Origin of the sequence: Sphingobacterium siyangense (genome assembly GCF_007830445.1) — a bacterium.
Classification (GTDB): Bacteria; Bacteroidota; Bacteroidia; order Sphingobacteriales; family Sphingobacteriaceae; genus Sphingobacterium; species Sphingobacterium siyangense.
On sequence record NZ_VLKR01000007.1, the window covers coordinates 137,230 to 156,624 of the forward strand.

Genomic DNA, 19,395 nt, shown 5'->3' on the forward strand with positions numbered 1-19,395 from the left:
TAAACTCAGTCGCAAAGGAATTAACCGCATTTATCATAACAAGCATACGATCGTTGGATAATAAATATTGTATTTCAGTTTGTTGATCGATAGGCTTTTCGTAATTTAAGTGTCATAAACACAATTATAAACTTTTTATGAAAAATCTCTACTTGATCCTCCTGGGATTATTTTTGCCTATTCATGTCTTATGGTGTCAGTCGCCTATTGTTTATTTGGGTATCGATAAAGGGCTTTCAAATGATTTTGTTACCACGATCTTTCAGGATAGGGATGGATTTATGTGGTTTGGGACATCAAATGGCCTAAATCGTTACGATGGGTACGAATTTAAGGTTTTTAAAAACGACCCATTGTCTAAGAGTACCCTTCCCGACAATCGTGTAACAGCTGTTGCCGAAAGTGCTTCTTCACAGCTATATGTAGCAACGAAAAGTGGGTTAGCAGTGATAGATCCCAATCGCACACAATGTAAACAAGTTTTAGTATACTCAGATGGAGGAAATAAAATGCTGAATTTTCCAATACATCAGATAGAAAAGGATAATCAAGGCCAGTTATTTCTGCATGGCGGATCCAAAGGGCTATTTAAAGTTGAAGAAACAAGAGGTGGAAGTATCGTCCAAAAGATACCTTTAAAAGGTGCTGGCCAAAATCAACTTGATTATCGTGTTTCAGCGATTTGCAAAGCTGCTGATGCCGGCGTCTGGGCATTAATAGACCATGTTGGTTTGGCCTATTATAATAGCAGAAAGAGACTTTTTTCAATCATTAAAAAAGCCGATCTGCAGTCAACAACAATGGCGGCAGCACCTACAGGAGATATTTGGTTCGCCAGTCACCAAACAATTAGTTGTTATCATGTAGAAACAGGTGCTTTTGCAACCTATAATCACAATACTGACAGGAAGTCTATCGTTAACCTTTATTTTGGAAAAGACAAAAAGCTGTGGATTTGTACAGACGGTAATGGCATACAGAAATTTAATATTATAACGCGAACGTTTGAAGATAATATTGGTTTTGACCAACAGCAACTAACCAGTCAGTCTATTTTTGCAGTACTGGAAGATAAAGATGATCGGCTTTGGATTGGCACATTAAGAGGGGGTATTAATATTGTAGATCCGGTAAAAAGAAGATTTCAAACATTTAAACTTAATCCCAATAGCGAGCGGGTAAATACTGCTGACTTTATTTTATCGTTTGAGCAAGCTGATCAAAATCATATTTGGATCGGAACCGATGGGGATGGATTATACAAATGGAGTATAGCGAAAGGTACCTTGGTCAATTATCCCTATTCAACAAATAAGGAACTCAAACCCGCTTTTATAACGTCGCTGATTCAGCATCAAAAAGACCAGTTGTGGATTGGAAGCTATGATATGGGGGTTGTTAAATTAAGTACAAAAACAGGCCAAGTAAAACAATATGCCTGTTATTATCCAAACACTCCATATGTCAATAATGCTGTATGGCGTTTATTTAAAGACAGTAAGGGGAAGATTTGGGCTTCAACACTCGCCAGTGGAAATGTCTACCGCCTGGATACCATCACAGATCAGTTTAAACACCTCGATTTGCCAATACATGATGTGTTAACTTTCTTTGAAGACAAAGATGCTGTTTTGTGGATGGGATCTTGGAACTCTTTATTCCGTCTGGACTTGCCTACTATGCAATACAAGAGCTATCACATCGGCAGCCCAATTCGTTTTATCCAACAAACAGAAAACGGTTTTCTTTGGCTTGGCACAGAGGGGGGAGGACTTTTACATCTGAACCTAAGTACGATGAACTATAGGCGTTATACCAAAAAGGATGGACTGGTGAGCAATACTTTGTTGAATAGTTTACAGGATGCCCAAGGTAATATGTGGATTTCGTCACTTGATGGACTATCCAAAATGGATGTGCAAAAAAGAACATTTCAAAACTTCTATCAGTCTGATGCGCTCCAAAGTAATCAATTTAATTACAATGCTGCCATCAAATTAAAGAATGATCAGTTGATTTTTGGTGGTATACGCGGTTTTAATATATTCAGACCGCAGGATATATTTTTTCAGGCCAGGTTTCGCCCGTTAAAATTAACTCAATTGAGCATTGATAATGTACCTTATGGGCAAACTTGGGAGGATAATCAAATCCCCTTGAATACTGTTCAACGTCTAAAAATACCATTTGAAAAGGCGACTTTATCCTTCTCCTTTGCGGCATTGGATTTTAGTTTTTCGGATAGGATCGACTACGCCTATTATTTAGAGGGGTGGGACAAAGGTTGGAATGAAGTCAATAAGCAAAGGATTGCTTATTATTCAAATCTCAGGGAAGGTAACTATAAATTGCATATCCGATCGACCAACGCGAATGGCGAATGGAACAAAGCAGAAAAGATTATTGATGTCGAAATTTTGCCACCCTGGTATCGAAGTATATGGGCATATATGGGGTACATTTTACTACTCGTTGCGCTCCTTTATCTTTATAATAGGTATCGAGAGAATAAGGAAATGCTGCTTTTTAAATTAAAGACTGCAGAGTTTGAACGGGATAAAGAGCACGAATTAATTGAAGATAAATTGGCATTTTTTACCCATATCGTCCATGAGATTAGAACTCCATTGACCCTCATTGTCAATCCGATCAAAGATATTGTCATCAAATCAAAAAAGAATATGGCTGAATCAGAAGAATTACTGTCCGTTTACAATCATTCCAAGCGATTGCTAAACCTTGCGGATAAACTTCTTTTGTTTAGAAAATCTGATGGCAACTTTGATGAACTCGCCTATACTATATTTGACATCATACAGGTTTGGCGGAACACCTTTGAATCCTTTAGGCAATTGGCAAGTTCGCGAAATATCACATACTCATTTGAAACGGCTATTGAAAAACAAATCATCAAGGCAGATTATGAAAAATTGGAGATCTGTTTTATCAATTTACTTCAAAATGCACTTAAATATACGGCTAGTGGCGGATCTGTCGCTGTTAAGGTGAGCCGCATAGGCAGGGAGCTAAATTGTGATATCATCGATTCGGGACAGGGGTTTCCAACTCAGCTAACAGAAGAAATATTTAAACCTTTTAAACGTAATTTTAGCTTAATTAACCATCATGCAGATGGTTTTGGAATTGGGCTATTTTTTGTTAAAAAATTCATCATGCTGCATCAAGGTAAATTGGAGCATTGCGCAAACCCACATTCTGGAGCAACTTTTTCAATCAATTTGCCTATTACCGAGGTCAGTTCATCCGCTCTGGATATCACCGTTGCATTACAGCAAAAAACTTATGGCTATCTTCCTTCCACTGAAGAAGAGCATCCTTCACATCCAGTTTCAGCCCGCTCTGTAAAAAGTCCGGCAATTGATGAATTGTATGAAAATGACATGCAAGAGAAGATACTGATCGTGGACGACAGTGAGGATATGCTAAACTATATTGCTGGTATTTTTTCTGACAAATATCAGGTTGTCAAAGCAAATAGTGCCGAAAGGGCATTGACTATTTTAGAGAAATTAGAACCCTGTATCATCATTAGTGATGTGATGATGGGTGGATCCTCTGGGATCGATCTCTGCAAACAGTTGAAAAGCAATAGAAAGCAAAGCCATGTACCTATTATCTTATTAACTGGAAGTTCGTCTTTTGAAGTTAAATTAAAAGGAATAGAAGTTGGTGCAGATGATTACATCGTTAAACCTTTTGACAAGGAGCTGCTCGTGGCACGCGTAGAAAGTCTAATAGAAAACAAAAATAGACTACATACCTATTTCTACAGTGAAATTACCTTGCAATCCAAAGATCATAAAGTTCCGGCTGCCTTTAGAGATTTTTTACAACGGGCAATAGCGGTGGTTGAGAAGCATTTGTTGAATGAAAATTTTACGGTCAAGATGCTTGCCGACGAACTTGGGATGAGCCATTCCAATATGTATAGACGTATAAAATCTATTTCTGGAAAATCTGCCAATGAATTTATCCGTTATATTCGGATGCGTCGAGCAGCACAACTACTTATAAGTAGCAAAACGAATATCAATGAAACCGCATATCATGTTGGCTTTAAAGATATCAAACATTTTAGACAGCATTTTTCCAAGATCTTTGGTTGTTCGCCCTCTGAATACCGCAAGCGCTACAGCCATCTGGGAAATTTGCCCAATAGTTTCAGTTAATCTTTTAAAGCCTTCTAAAATGCAAAAGAGCAGAAAAGCAGTAACCTTGTTAGGGAATACTGTTTTCCTGCTCTTTTTGTTAGCCTATGGTCTTCGCTAGTAAGGTCCACTGTGGCTTGTCATGCCATCTTTTCGCATCGCTTCTATGATCAGGCAATTGTAAACATAATCCCAGCTTGAGCTGACTTCAGAATTTTGATTTAAACCGTAGGGCCACCAGTGCATGCTATCACCATTTATCACGGCTGATTCATCTGAACTGATCATTTTTAACATTTTGTTGGCATTTGCCAAACTATATTTACCATTGATAATCGCTTGTGACCACCAGCTTGTCGTCCCGGTACCGAAGGTATGATTCATCTCATGCAACATGGTCCGGATATTTTGGTAGCTCTCACTGGCACCAAATCGCATCCAGCCCTCGTTATTAGCGTCGGCTGTCGGAACCCCGGGGTCGTAGTTGAGATAAACATGTTTGGTAGCTGAAGTATAATTATTGGCATACCATACCGCGCTGTCCAGAGCCACTTGCAATCGTTGGTATGCAGCAAGTTGTTGCGCTGTTGGATTGTCGACTTTATTGAATGTATAGGTCACCTTGCCCTTGGCGATCGTATGGAAGGAAATATCGGGTCCGTAGCTTACACCTGTTTCATTGGTCGCATAAGCGCGTAAATGATAATTTGTACTGGGATTGAGATTGAGCATACCGATTCTAAATTTGCCTGTACCTTTTGAGCCATTCATAACCTTATGATCATTTATGGTCGGTTTTTCCTGTAAGCCCCAGCAGACCCCTCTTTCGGTCACAGCACCACCACCGCTGCTGATGATATTGACATCATAGTAAGCGATTGATGACCCCACGATAAAGATCGGGTTCGTCCCGAAGGTAACCGATTGGATATCGGCGGTGGTTAATACCTGTTGCTCACCATAAGAAATACCGCCCTTATTTTTGGCGTAAGGTCTGATGTAGTATGTTTGGGAGGGCGTGAGGGTCGTCAGCGCCACAGTAAATTCACCAGAACCTTTACTGGAATTTGCCTCAATGGGGTTATTGTCGATTGTTGGATTTGGATCTTTGTTCCAACAGATGCCACGACTGGTAACAAGGGCACCACCTTTGTTTAGCACTTTTCCTGTAACCATAGCACCTGTAGTCGTGATATTGGAAAAGGCTAATTTACCAAGCTCAGCAAGTGCGATATGATCTGTTTTTTCCGTAGGCGTTACTATACTATTCTCGGGAGTAGCTTTTTTACAACCTGCTAAAGTGCAGGCTGTAAAAAAGGCATAATAAACTATTCTATTCATATCTTTAGGTTATAATTTTTCAAAGATCATATTGCCTGAGACTTTAAAATAAGAACCATCTGAAGCGGTTCCATTCATGTTTCCGAGGAAACCTAGGGTTACAGGTCCGGCTTCAGTTACTGTAAATTCGAATATCGCATTGCTTCCTGAAAGAGTTTGAAAGCCTATGGCGGTATTCAAGGCTGATTGATCGGGCAAGGTATTGCCTTTTGCAGCGATGAGGTGAACGACACCCGCGCTGCCTTTGTCAATCTTGGAAACCGTAAAACGATATTTGCCCGGTTGTAGGTTGGTCGTTTGATAAATCTTACCATTTACAATTGGTGCTAAGTTAGGTGAAGGTGATGCCCATTGCCACCAACCAGCTTCCAAAGATAAACAGGCTTTTTTATCACGAATCTCAATTCCACCATAATATTTTCCGTCTGCTGTCTTGAAGTTTTTTGCCGCATCATTGACCATCCATACGGCAGGTGTACCCCAGCGATCGCCGGCCATTTCGGAAGTCTCGAAAGGAAAATTCATATTTTTTAGATAAACCTCCTTGGGCGAAATATTTGCTGAATAGTTTGTGTAAAACGTATCGATACTTAACGAATCCGGAACAAACAATGTACGATAGCGGAGTGGTTTACCAGGGAGAAAATCCGATAGAATACTTTTACCTAACTTAATAGAGTCTCTTTGAATTATCAATTTCCCTGACGTATTGGTGTACTCAACTTCTGTAAACTGAGCGCCACTTGTCAGATCAATTCCTCCCCAATTGACGGTGGTTTTTTGATCCCCAGCAAAATAGTCAACAGCATACATTGGTCTGTTGATAAGTCCCGAACTAAATCGTTCACCATAAGACACGCCAGTTTTAAAAACGCTAAGCGACTTATTCCCTTGGGCATCGTAGGTGATAAGCTCAAAATTATGTACCCCTTCACTTATTTTCAGTGAAATTTTTAAGGTATCTACGCCTGCCGTGCGATTGATTTTTAACTCAGTCGAATCTTGTCGATTATCCCAGTATATTTTGAGGCGATCTACCTTGGGGTCGGCCATAAATAATCCAGTAATATAGACGCGCTCCTTACCCGAAAAGACCTTTACAGAATCAATTTTTCCGGTGTAGGAAATTTCACCGCCTTCCAGATACTTTTTATAATCATCACTTTTTGAACAGCAAAGGAAAGAAAGCATGGCCATGCTAAGCAAGGACATGATAAAGAATGTTTTAATATGTGCTACTTTCATAATAGTCTAATTGATAATAAACAAGTTGTCTTAACGTGGATCGCCATAAACCTGTAACTCGGCGATGGACATAAAGGAAGATCCCTGCCAATTTTTAATGGTTTTGATGCGTAGATAACGGACCTTTGGTGCACTCACATCAAAGTCAAAGCTTAAACCCGAATTGGCAAGTTGATAATCTTCATCCGTTTGTTGTCCCATGGGTAGTCCAGAAGGCTTTTTGCTTTCGAAAATGCCTAAGCGCGTCCAGTTGTTCCAACTTCCGTCCGAAGGCGGGTTGTCCGAACCCCAAATTTCAAAAAATCGCACATTCCCACCATAATAATACATACGACCGCTGTTGGTATATTCTGGATAGTCCCAAATTACAATCCTGCTCATTTGGGCCAGTTTCCCGGTATCAAATGTGACCCATTGTGGACCATTAACAGTGACGTCAGTCAATGATATATTTGGCCAGTTCCAATTGTCTCCATCCCACATTTTGGATAGTCCCGTAGAAGCATATTGTTGTTTGGTGTCCGTAGGCAATGTGATAGCGGTATATCTGGATTTGGGAAGTGCCTGTTCAAACAGCGGTGTCAAAGTCGTCACAAGCGTATCGGTAAAATTCATGTATTTGTCTCTTACCGTAATCGCAAACTGTTTGGGATTTGGTGCAAACCCACGGATGGTACGTGAAATCTGTTTAGCGGAGGTATAGATGTTGTCTACAGAAGGTACCCATTCACCCAAGGAGTCTACCATTACCATCACGGTAAGATTTTTCTCGGTCTCGTTTTCTGCAGTGATCCGAATGCCCCCAAAAGCTGGAATGGCCTCTAGACTTCGGAAAGTATTCCAGATCGGATTTTCTAAAGGCGTTACGGAGACTTCAATAGGCGCCGAACTGATTTCGCTTCTATTTACAGCATAGAGCTTAATTGAATGCGGGTTGGTATCTGCAAAACCTTCCACCAACAGCGTATTGTTATAGTAGGAGGATTTCACTTCCATTTCTTTGCCCGATTTTAATTGATAGACAGCTTTGACATACAATAGGTCCTGGTCTTTTGGTAAGGTATAGGTAAGTCGTGCTGCGCCAGCCAAGTTTTCCACTTTAACATTGCTGACCTGCCCCGGCGCTGCGCTGTTGACGACAGGAGCGACTTGAATTTCTTCTTTACAGTTTTGGAATAAGATGCAGAGGAAAAATATAGACTGCACTAGTTTTTTGTTTATATTCATTTCTTGAGACTTTAAGGATAAAATTAAAAGGACTACCAACCTAAATTTTGTGTCAATGAAGGATTTACGGTTAATTCACCTTGGGCTATTGGCCAGAAATAATCTCTAGGAGCGACAAATGTCTGCTGAAACAATGTTCTTATCTGGTAATAATCTGCACTGATCTCTTGATTCACGCTCCAGCCAGTAATATTCTGATTGAAATATTTAACGGCCAATTTCCAGCGTCTTAGATCCCAATAGCGTTTTCCTTCAAAGGCTAATTCGATCATCCGTTCACGTTGAATAATTTCGCGAAGTCCCTCTTTGGTCGTAGGTTTGTCTGGGTTTGATGAAAACTGGTTCCAAGAAGATAGGACACCCGGTATTCCAGCACGTTCACGTATGCGGTCCAAATACGTATAAACATCAGCAGAAGGACCATTTGCTTCATTCAATGCCTCAGCGTACATCAAATAAATATCGCTTAGACGCATGTTTGGCCAAGGATAGTATTTATAACTGACACCATTGCTGCTGAAAGCTTGTTCCCAATTCACTAATTTTTTAAGAAAGTATCCAGTTTCATTGATCCAACCATGATTATTAGCACCAGCAGGTTGATTTAACTTTGCCTGCACATAGTATGTATCCTCATCCGATAGGCTTTTTGTATCAAATTTGAACCAGATACCACCGTCAAAACCTAGGTCCGCGTAAAAGCGGGGCTCACGGTCAAAGTTTAGACGTGCCGTAGTATATCCTTCTTTGACGTAGTACCGATCTGCGGCAGTAGATACACGCAGGCTCGACTTGTCGTTATAATCTAGGGTTTTGTCCTCATTTATCGGAACACCGTTTTTAGTATAAAACATTTCTGCGATTTTCAGGGGGGCACTGAGGTGTTGTCTTGCTGTACCGACCACTGCTTCAGGAGTTAAAAGAGGCATCGCATCCCGCTGTATATTCCAGGCCTGATGATTGGGGTTTGCCCAGATGTGCTCAGCAGACCAGCGTTCATTGAAGCCAAGATTGATACCCAGTACCTGAGCAGTCGCATCGCTCATCTTAAACTGCCCATATTCAGCCTTATTAAAAGGAAAGAAACGAATACCTGCCGCATCCGCAGATTCAATTGCAGCTTTTGCAGCGTCTGCAGCCTTTGTCCATTTTGAGGCGTCATAAGAAGGATTGAACAGCTGTTCGCCTTTGCTATTGCGCATGGACTGATAATCTGTATTTCCGTTGAATAGAGGACTTGCAGCAGTCAGCAATACCTCAGCTTTTATAGCCTGAATGATGGGTTTGGTCACCCGTCCAAGTTCCGCAGCCTTGTTTGGGATAATTAAAGGAACAGATTTTTGTGCAGCAGAGTCCAGCAAAGAAACAATGTAATTGACCACCTCATCAACAGGACGCTGTTCTACCCGTACAGCAGACTGATCCGCGTCAAGGGATATATTTTTTTCGACAACAGGAATTGGGCCATATTGGCGGAATAGTAAATAATGGTAATACGCTTTTAGAAACATTACTTCTCCAATCCATCGCGAACGATCATCGCTGGAGAGATCAGGTACTTTGGACAGATCAGAAACATTCTCTAAAAAGATATTGCAATCTCGGATAGCAATCCATAAACCACTTCTCCAGGAGTCTACAAGTGGTTGATTGACATTTTGTCCACCGCGTGCGATCCGCCAGTTATCTGCTGGATAGATTTCACGCTGGGCAACGGGTAGCCACACCTCATCGCCGGCAAGAAATCCAATATTGCTTTGCGCATCCGAATTATTTGGCAACCACGCATAGCAGGTGAAGAGAAATTTCTCGGCTTCATTTCGTAAGGAAAAAGCGTTGTCAATTGTCGCTACATTGTCCGGAACGACATCGATATAATCTTTACAGGCAGAAACTCCAAAAGCACTAAACAAGAGGCATGCGATATAGGTTGCTGTCTTTTTCATATTTTTATTTTTCATGATTTCTTAATTGTAGTTCACATTAAAAGCTCAGTTGTAAGCCCATGTTATATACGGCCTGAATCGGATAGCCTATTCCTTTTCCACCCATCTCGACATCCCACATTTTAAAAGAGCTTAAGGCAAATAAATTCATTCCATTGGCGTATATCCGAAGGTTTTTTGCTTTGAGGCGTTTCATCAAACTTTCCTTAAACGTGTAGCCTACTTCCACTGTTTTCAATCGAAGGAAAGCGCCACTGCGCATCCACCAGGTACTTCTCTGGTTATTATTTGCAATAATGTTTTCACTTAAACGAGGCCAAAAGGCGTATAGATTTCGATTTTCTTCACTCCAATAACTATCAGCAACGACCTGTAAAAGGCCGTTTTGCGAGCCACCATTTAAATAGAAAGGCGAAATATTTTCGGGATTAATGAAAAAAGAAGAGCGTGCAGATCCCTGAAAATAAAAGCTAAAGTCAAAGCCCTTTCCACCCACAGTACCACCAAAGCCATAGATCATTTCTGGCGTGGTAGGGTATCCGATCGCGACACGGTCTAAATCTGTGATCTGTCCATCGCCATTTACGTCACGGTATTTGATATCTCCCCCCAGATAATCTAAGCCTGGTTTCCCGAACTGAACCGGAGAATTCAGCACCTCTTGATCATCTACAAAAAGTCGCTCAGCGATGTAACCAAACTCTTGGGAAGCTGAAGTTCCTACTGTATAGCGACTTGCTTCTTTGTAAGCGGGTTCATCCACAATCAGTTTTTTGCTCACGGCATAAGTCATCGTTCCGCGTCCCTGAAAGTACCAGCTGTCGCCAAAATTTTTGTTATAATTTAGCGTTACATCCACCCCTTTACTTTCGGCTTTATTTGTATTGGCGACAATAGCCGCCCGCAGCCCCATGGTACTCGGTATATAAGATCGGCCGGTGAGAATATTGCTTCGGACCTGTTTGTATACATCCACATTTAATTCGAGGTCTTTAAAGATGCCTAGTTCGAGCCCAAAGTTTGTTTGGCGTGATCGTTCCCATGTGATATCCTGATTGGCATAGCGACGTATGGCGATGGTCGGTCTGTTATAGCCCGAAAGCTCACCAAATCCAATCTGAAAGGCATTCATGTCGACATCAGATAAATAGAAAAAGCGATCTTGCGAACGACCGATTTGATCGTTACCAGCAAAACCATGGGTGGCACGGATTTTTAATTTTGAAATGACATCTTTTACAGGTTCGAAAAATGATTCATTGGATATATTGTAGCTAAGGCCAAAAGAAGGAAAAAATCCTAAACGTCGATTTTTGGCAAAACGTTCTGAACCATTATAACCAAAGTTGAACTCGGCGATATAACGGTCATCAAAATTGTACGAAAAGCGACCAGAAAGACCGATATTGCGTGAAGGTAGAGACAATTGCAAGTTCCCAGCATTCCCACTCAATGAATTTTGAACTAAACCGATGACTGTCGCCCCTACATTATGCTTACCAAAAGCATGATTATAGCTGGCAATCGCGTGCGCATAAAACATCGAATTTACTTCTTTTGCAGACTCTGAATAATCGAGGTACTCGGTACCAACTGTACCAATCGATCCCAGGGAACCATCGTTCATGACCCGGAGGCTTAGATCGCCAGTAGCATCAGCAGATGCCGTGTAATAGAATGGATTATATTTGCGGCTTACTTCAAAGTAAGCATAACGTTTTAGATAAGTCATTGCCGTAAGACTCAGACCCGGGATCAATGCATTTAGATTTTGGTTAATTTGAATCTGTGGCATGATCGTAGATGTATTAAATTCTTGATAGCCACGTACCATTTCGGCATAAGGATTTACAAATAAACCACCATTCCTATTTAATGCATTGCCAAATAAAGGGTGATTCATGTAAGGCATGTAAGAAGACGGATACATCGCCGGAAACATGACAGGATTCGACCAGATGGCACGTCTGAAGGTCGCAGCTCCACCATTGATACGGCTTCCATTTTCGTCTGTGCTGCCGATCGGTCCATTGTAATCGTCAAACTGCGCATATACACGTACTATACCCGTCGTAGTAGGTGTAAAGTTGATATCAACATTAGAACGGACGGAGTAATTTTTTAACTTGATGTTGTTATTGAAATTGTTGATTCCGTTCATCTTCAAAATACCATTGTCGATGTTATACGTGCCGGATAGGTAGTACTTTGCTTTTGCTCCACCGCCGCTGATATTTAGGTTATTGCGTTGGTTTATGGTGTAGTCTTTTATAAGCTGGTCAATCCAATTATTATTTGGGTAGAGCAGCGGATTGTCTCCGGCTCTTGTATGGTCAATTTTGGTCTGCCAATACGGGAGCCCCTGTCCACTGGAAGCATCAGCAGGTCTGGTCAGATAAGCCTCATTAGCCATTTCCATGTAGCGGATGTTGTCTGCAAATTTAAAATTGCGGGTATTCGTAGAGACATTACTTTCCGTACGGAATTCAAATTTTGTAGCACCTTCTTTACCCAGTTTTGTGGTGATCAGAACGACGCCGTTCGCACCTCGGGCACCATACATGGCAGCCGCATTGGCATCGCGAAGGACAGAAAAGCTTGCAATATCATCGGGCTGTAAACGGGCCATGTCGGTCGGTGAAGATTCGATGTTATCGATGAGAATCAATGGGTCCTGTTTTCCGGTACCAAAACTTCCAAGTCCCCGAATAAAGAAATTAGCATTATCGGATCCAGGTTCACCACTGCGTTGAAAGGCAATCATACCGGCAACCCTTCCGGCGAGCATAGTCGTTAGGTTGCTTGTCGGTCCTTTTAATTCTTTCGGATTAATCGTGGTTACGGAGCCGACTACGGAAGCTCTTTTTTCGCGTTGACCAAAACCCGTGACAACGACATCGTCGATAACATTTTCGTTTAGTTTAATTTGGATGTCTAAGGTGATGGTATTGCTGGCATCTGGTTTTTTCCCGGTCAGGGGAATTTCCTGACGTGCATAGCCGACACTGCTAAATACCAATGTCGCCGTTTTGTTGGTATTGAGGACATAGTTTCCATTTCCATCCGTAGATACGCGCATAGTACCCCCCAATACACTTACTGTGACGCCCGATACAGCTGTACCGTCATTTTCCGAGGAGACTTTTCCATGTACACGAACCTGTTGCGCCATAGCTGCACAACAAGCTGCCGTCATTAGAAATATAAAAATTCCTAGACGAGATTTAATCTTCTTCCATCTTTTCATTAATAAGAATTTTGGTTATAAATTGAGTTATGTTGAATACAATTATCGTTACAATGAATTGGATAATTCGAGGGGATTTACAGCAAAAAAAGGGGGTGAAATGGTCAATAGTAAATGGTCGGTTTTGCACCAATAGTCTGGTGTAACCCATACGAATATCTCCCTTACTTTGGCCGAATATCTCACCCTGATTTTTTGTAAATAACGTCTTGGTGCCGTCAATATGGGGCTGCGAGAACATGTTGTCGCTAGAATCAACGGCTTATTTTCTTTATCGAAATAGTTTGGTAAGTAGCTATTGAGTAAATTCACTTTTAATGTCTGCTTTTACACGAAACAGTACATTGTTGTCTGTCGTTGATGGTGTATTGACATCAGTCGTCTTCCTATTTAGATTCACCTTCCCATTTCCGCCATTCACCGCGTTTTCCTAATCGTTAGTCTAAAGCCGATAGGCTAGGGGCCTATTGTGTCGTAGTTTTGAGTCAACAAATAAGAACAACAGAACTAACACAATAAAAAAAGACATTATGAAAGCAATAGTAAAAATATTCGCAGCAGCAGCTTTAATCGTAGTATCAACTTTCGCTATGGCAGCTGAAGGACCTGGAGCAAAAGCAACAAAAGCTAACATTAACCTTTCTACAGCTGATTTCGCTTTAGAGCACTATGTTGCAGTAACGACTGCGGGCGAATCAGCAGGAGTAGAGCAGTTATTCGCAGCTGATTTTAATCAAAAGATCCAAACTACCAATACGTTATCTAACAGCCGTAGCGAAGTGGTTAAATCCTTGAAAAAACAAAAAGGAGAGAAGCTGAACTGTAGAGTAAGCACAGCTATTTTAGAAGAATCCGCAGATTATATGATCGCTAAAGTGACTTTGGAATTTGAGAATTTCACCAAGACTGATCTTGTCACTTTGGAGCGTGTGGATAATGACTGGAAAGTATCCAAATCAATCAATTCGTATAAATAAGAGCCATCCCTTACAAATATATAAGTTGTGAAGCCATGTCGAGAGATGTGGCTTCAATTTTTTGCGTATCATTGTATGTCGATGGATAATAGGCGATCAATTTTGAATTGAGCATATGGTAAAATATACTATCAAGTGGCTAACCGATAGATTTGAAAATGGAGATAGCTTCAAATTTCTCTTCTTTTGGGGGCATATAGCCAAGCAAAATCAGGAAGTTGGGAAATTTGTTTTCAGTCAATGGTATGAGAGTCCGTTTACAGTAGATAATATTACCTATAGGACTGCGGAGCATTGGATGATGGCCCAAAAAGCATTGCTTTTTGATGATAAAAAGAATTTTGAGAAAATCATCAACTGCATTAAACCGGGTGAGGCCAAAGAATTGGGAAGGCAAGTTGTAGGCTATGATGATCAGATTTGGAACGAACGCAAATTTGAGATCGTTAGGAACGGAAACATCCATAAGTTTAATCAACATTGGGCGTTGGCAGAATACCTGTTAAAAACAGAAAATAGAGTTCTTGTTGAGGCAAGCCCCGTTGATACCATATGGGGTATTGGACTTGCACAAGATGACCTCGATATTGAAAACATCTATTGTTGGCGCGGTCAAAATTTATTGGGCTTTGCATTGATGGAAGTACGAGACTTTCTAGGTCAATTTGGGCAATTTCAAGCACTTCAAAACCCTATGCCACCGCCTTGGTCGAAGTTTTCGGATAAGGACAGTAGGGATATGTTTTGGAGAATGGGATTGGGTGCGGAATATTTGAGCGAATTCGGTATTTATTATGATAATCTGTCAGAAAGGGAGCAAACGATATATCAACTGACCTATCCTCATCCTTATTCATGGATGGATTTTTATTAGCTCGAAATAGGAATGTCCCCATTTCATGAAAAGATTGATCAAGCTATTGTTGACATGCCGAATTTAGCCAATTACATTAAACATAAAATTAAATCGAACAATTCGGGTAGACTTTGTTGTTTCGTTATGCCATGTTTTTAACGATTATTGGATTTTCACTGTACGACGCTAATTTTTATGTTAAACCTTTCTTTCGAAAGTTAGCTCGTCGCCGTTTCAGCGTGCCACACCTACCTTCCACTTGAATAAGCTATAAAGTAGCGAAACACTTCAAATGAATCAGATCCATGAGGTTTGTGGAAAATTATATAATTAGAATTTTGCTCGTCATTCTTTTTGTTTTCTCCAGATGACAGTGTGAGGTTTTGTTCAAGTGCGACAGCTTTTCCGTGCCCGAATAATTTTATTGCAGATTCCTTAAGGTCGGGAAGTAGATCGCTATGCGCAGACAGGTACTTTTTAAGTTTGTCATTGTATGCTTCCTGCTCGGCCTCCGAAAAACCTTCGGATATAAAGAGATTACTTTTCGCGTTTGCGATTTCTCGCAGAAACTCATCCGTATGTCCTGAAAGCAAAAATTTACGTAGTTGATCATATTTTGCTAATACTTCCACCTGTAGCTTATTTTGATTCATTTCTGAAAGATCCTGGGAATTGTTCAGACTTGTGACCGAAGTTGGCGCTTCTGCTTCAAAATCCCAGGTATGCGTATAAGCATCTAGCGGTTTTTCAAGCGCTGGAAATTCAAGTTTTTTGATCTCCCTGATATTACCATAATCTTTATTTTCAAGCAGGTAGATGCCTGTGTTTCTACTTATTTCATTGAGCATATCAGAAGTTATAGATTTTTGGCTCTTATTTGACGAGATCCTAATTTTCACCTCCTGTTTTCCACTGGAAAAAATGTACTGATTCAACTTGTAAGGGCCAGGGATACCATTGTTCTCCTGTGAATGGGCAATAAGAAAATCATTTAAATATATTTCATAGTCTATATTTCTTATTTCGTGATTGAGCATATAAGATTTCATAGGAAGTTTTCCCTCTGTGTCGGTTTGGTCATTTTTTTTAATGTCACTTTTACCATTTTTTTCATTACTGCAGCATACAAACACGAATGCACAAAAAGCGATTGTCAATATGAAGTATCTCATCATTCTAATTCAACATTATTATTTTAAAATGAATTTACGGTTATTTCAAAACTTTTTGAAATCAATTCTTCTGCCAGTGAAATAATATGTAATGCTGTGCTGTGTTTGAATGCATTAAGTTTAGGGAAATTTATCGCTATGAGCTGAGTAATAAAAAAGTAGAAAATGAAATAAAAGTAACGAAATTATCAGCTTTCAATTTAAATTTGTATACAGCACCTCAATTAAAGAAGATAAAATGATCGAAGATCTTATTAAGCTGAGTGCAAAATATTATCAGTAATAACTTTATACCAAATGAATCACAGATATTTTTTAGTACTACTTTTTCTCACAATATGCCAATTGGCCTCGGCCCAATTTGCAAAAATCATTGACAAAGACGGCTATGTAAATGTGAGGAAACAAGCTACAGTGAATAGTGCGGTTGTTTCAAAAATTGCTGCTGATGAAATTGTTTATGCGTTTCCTGATGACCAGTTCGGCGATTGGGTAATTGTAGATTATACAGACAAAAGCAACAAGAGCATCACTGGCTATGTACACCATTCAAGAATTAAATATATCGAATCCTATAAGCAGATCCCTAATGTATTTTCTGATGAAGGCACAGCAAAATTTATGGCAAAAGATATAACCGTTCAAATAAATTCCGATAGTTTCGATTATGAAAAAAATAAAGGTGATTTTTCATCGACTCAATATGATGGTTATACCGTTGTAGACAAATTTAAAGGGCAGCAGGTATGGGGAACAGATGGCGAAATCCCTACAAGCCATTATACCTCCATTGAAGCTACTATAAAGGGAAAATTTATCCAGATCCCGGCAAAGGAAATTGAAAGCCTATTCAATGTAAACAACGAGTTTGCAACATGCTACTATGATGACTCAAATGATAGTTTATACATTACTGCTGTTAATGGCGATGGAGCTGGTGGGTATGCAGTTTTATTTGAGATTAAAAAAGGTAAATATCATGCAAAGGTGGTAACAATGCCATTTTAGCAATAGCGATAACGGTAAATTTACCGAGTTTTCCTGACCGTTGTCTAAAGTTCATGGAGGCTGCGCCGGCCTTTTTGAAAAATAACTAACTTTGTCCTGCAGTATTAGTAGATACATACAAGCATGCTAGAATGGTGAAAATAATGGTCGTAGAAGACAATGAACGCGTTGCTTCGAGTGTGAAAAAAGGATTAGCAAGTCAGGGCTACCTAGTTAATGTTTTTGGTGATGCGGAATCAGCGATCAAAGAAGCTAAATCTGTTGACTATGATTTACTTCTCATAGACATCATGTTACCAAGAATGAATGGGATTGAGCTCAGTAAACAGATGCGTGCGGCTTACCCCAGGATCCCAATCATCATGCTCACAGCATTGGGCAGTATCGATGAAAAAATATCTGGTTTTGATGCGGGAGCCGATGATTATATGGTGAAACCTTTTGAAATACGCGAACTTTTTGCACGTATCGCTGTCTTGCTTAAACGGCACAGGGAAATCAGTGAAGAAGAGATTCAGGGGCTGCTGACTTATGATCGTATCAGTATTGATCTCCGGAGTAAGCAGGTTCATAGTCAGGGACAACTTATTAAGTTGACTCCCAAAGAGTTTGATCTCCTCCACTTCTTTTTGAAACATAGGGAGACCATGCTCAGCAAGGATGAAATCGCACGTAATGTATGGAGCAAAAACTTTGATACCGGAACAAACTATATTGATGTATATATCAATTATTTGCGTAAAAAAATAGACCGGGATTTTTCACCTAAATTGATTCATACCAAATCCGGACATGGATTTATTTTATCCAATAAAGAATGAAGATTGTCAATAGAACTTCCTGGGTATTTACGCTCTCTTCGGCTATCATCTTGTTTCTATTCGCCTATGCGGTTTATTTCTTCTCGGAATTAAATCGGCAGGAAGAATTTGTAGATCGGTTGCGCTATAAGATCATCTGGCGCGCAGAATTTATTTTTGATGCACAGGTGCAGGAACATCAGATAAGAAGAATTCATGAACAAAATAAAAAGCTGATCAACGAAGCCCAGATTACTGTTTTCGATCAGCAGAATAGGGTTGTTTTTTCCGATATAGGCGAACCGACGTATCCCGATGTTAAATTGGAATCTGTCAAAACGTCTAATTTTTTTACATGGGAGCAAGGCAAAGAACTGTATATGGGCTTAAACTATCAATTTGAGGGTAAGCCTTTTTTCTTGATCGGACATGCGTACGATGTAACGGGTTTTGCACATATGGAACGGCTGAAAAATATTTTGATAACGATTTATATCGTTGCCCTATTTTTTATTTTTTTCTCTTCATTTCTATTTGCACGTTATATTCTTAAGCCAATCAATTACATTATACATCAGATAAAGGATGTGTCCGAACATAACTTGAGCACACGTGTCTCCTATAGTAATGCAAAAGACGAACTCTCAGAACTTATCGAAACATTCAACAATACGTTCAATCGGTTGGAAAAATCTTTCAATAACCAGCGCCATTTTGTATCCATTATTTCACACGAGTTTAGAACACCTTTGGCAGCTATGATCGCCGAACTGGAATTGGCGCAGCAGCTGAATACCAATGTGGATGAGTATTTTAACTCTATTGATAGGGCATTGCTCGATGCAAAGGAGGCTACGGTACTTTCGACAGCCCTGCTGGATTTTGCCCGGGCAAACTACGATAGTTCGCAGGTAAATTTTGAAGAAATCAGACTGGATGAAATACTGCTTGAAGCAAAGTTAGTGGTCTTAGAGAAAAATAAAGACTATCGGGTAAGCATCTCTTTTGATGCTAATGCTGTAATCGACGAAGAGGAAATCTTGGTATCTGCAAATGCCTACCTTTTGAAAGTGGCCTTTGCTAATCTGATCGAGAATGCTTGTAAATATAGTGCCGATCGGCATGCCCAGGTACTGCTCTCCAGAAATAAAACCGTAGCGCAGGTGCAGGTAATAGATCATGGTATCGGAATAGACAGCAAGGATATCCCGCATATCTTTGATTTGTTTTACCGTGTGGCGGGTACGCCTTCAAAAGAGGGACATGGCATCGGTCTCTCAATTGTTCAGCGAATTATTGAGATGCATCAGGGTAACGTAGCGGTTAATTCAACTCTCCATGTAGGGACTGTGTTTTCAGTCGAACTTAAACTGGCCTATCCAAAGGAGCTTGAATAAGCTAAAAATT

At 40.2% G+C, this 19,395-nt stretch carries 12 protein-coding genes; 6 read left to right on the forward strand and 6 right to left on the reverse strand.

The genetic code is table 11. From position 1 onward, the window contains the following. Window positions 1–137 precede the first annotated feature (137 nt). The gene (locus IQ31_RS08555) at window positions 138–4,190 is read left to right on the forward strand and encodes a hybrid sensor histidine kinase/response regulator transcription factor (protein WP_145327754.1); all 4,053 of its coding nucleotides are present in this window, start codon (window positions 138–140) and stop codon (window positions 4,188–4,190) included. A gap of 96 nt (window positions 4,191–4,286) precedes the next feature. On the opposite strand, the gene IQ31_RS08560 is transcribed toward IQ31_RS08555, so the two are convergent. The 5 genes from IQ31_RS08560 to IQ31_RS08580 are packed head-to-tail and all read right to left on the reverse strand — an operon-like array spanning window position 4,287 to window position 13,175. Further along, window positions 4,287–5,510 carry a hypothetical protein gene (locus IQ31_RS08560; protein WP_145327755.1) on the reverse strand — a complete coding sequence of 408 codons (1,224 nt, stop codon included), beginning with the start codon at window positions 5,508–5,510 and terminating at the stop codon, window positions 4,287–4,289. A gap of 9 nt (window positions 5,511–5,519) precedes the next feature. Next, window positions 5,520–6,755 (reverse strand): DUF4998 domain-containing protein, encoded by a 1,236-nt coding sequence (locus tag IQ31_RS08565; RefSeq protein WP_145327756.1) that lies wholly within the window; start codon window positions 6,753–6,755, stop codon window positions 5,520–5,522. A gap of 30 nt (window positions 6,756–6,785) precedes the next feature. Beyond that, window positions 6,786–7,982, reverse strand: a complete 1,197-nt coding sequence (locus tag IQ31_RS08570; RefSeq protein WP_145327757.1) for a DUF5000 domain-containing lipoprotein — start codon at window positions 7,980–7,982, stop codon at window positions 6,786–6,788. Between the two features lie 32 nt (window positions 7,983–8,014). Next, window positions 8,015–9,928 carry a RagB/SusD family nutrient uptake outer membrane protein gene (locus IQ31_RS08575; protein ID WP_145327758.1) on the reverse strand — a complete coding sequence of 638 codons (1,914 nt, stop codon included), beginning with the start codon at window positions 9,926–9,928 and terminating at the stop codon, window positions 8,015–8,017. A 37-nt stretch (window positions 9,929–9,965) separates the two neighbouring features. Next, a complete protein-coding gene (locus tag IQ31_RS08580; RefSeq protein ID WP_201665659.1) occupies window positions 9,966–13,175 on the reverse strand; it encodes a SusC/RagA family TonB-linked outer membrane protein in 3,210 nt (1,069 codons plus the stop codon). A gap of 530 nt (window positions 13,176–13,705) precedes the next feature. On the opposite strand from IQ31_RS08580, the gene IQ31_RS08585 reads away from it, so the two are divergent. Beyond that, entirely contained in the window at window positions 13,706–14,152 is a 447-nt protein-coding gene (locus IQ31_RS08585; protein WP_145327759.1) for a nuclear transport factor 2 family protein, read from the forward strand. A gap of 115 nt (window positions 14,153–14,267) precedes the next feature. Continuing rightward, window positions 14,268–15,026 carry a riboflavin biosynthesis intermediates N-glycosidase gene (locus tag IQ31_RS08590; protein ID WP_145327760.1) on the forward strand — a complete coding sequence of 253 codons (759 nt, stop codon included), beginning with the start codon at window positions 14,268–14,270 and terminating at the stop codon, window positions 15,024–15,026. A 230-nt stretch (window positions 15,027–15,256) separates the two neighbouring features. Here the strand turns inward: IQ31_RS08590 and IQ31_RS08595 are convergent, their stop codons facing one another. Further along, entirely contained in the window at window positions 15,257–16,183 is a 927-nt protein-coding gene (locus IQ31_RS08595) for a hypothetical protein (RefSeq protein ID WP_145327761.1), read from the reverse strand. Window positions 16,184–16,477: 294 nt separating this feature from the next. On the opposite strand from IQ31_RS08595, the gene IQ31_RS08600 reads away from it, so the two are divergent. From IQ31_RS08600 to IQ31_RS08610, 3 genes are all read left to right on the forward strand, one after another. Continuing rightward, a complete protein-coding gene (locus IQ31_RS08600) occupies window positions 16,478–17,188 on the forward strand; it encodes an SH3 domain-containing protein (RefSeq protein WP_145327762.1) in 711 nt (236 codons plus the stop codon). Between the two features lie 131 nt (window positions 17,189–17,319). Further along, window positions 17,320–18,009, forward strand: a complete 690-nt coding sequence (locus IQ31_RS08605) for a response regulator transcription factor (protein WP_145327763.1) — start codon at window positions 17,320–17,322, stop codon at window positions 18,007–18,009. Then, the gene (locus IQ31_RS08610; RefSeq protein WP_145327764.1) at window positions 18,006–19,385 is read left to right on the forward strand and encodes a sensor histidine kinase; all 1,380 of its coding nucleotides are present in this window, start codon (window positions 18,006–18,008) and stop codon (window positions 19,383–19,385) included. Before IQ31_RS08605 ends, IQ31_RS08610 begins: the two co-directional genes overlap by 4 nt. Window positions 19,386–19,395: the final 10 nt, after the last annotated feature.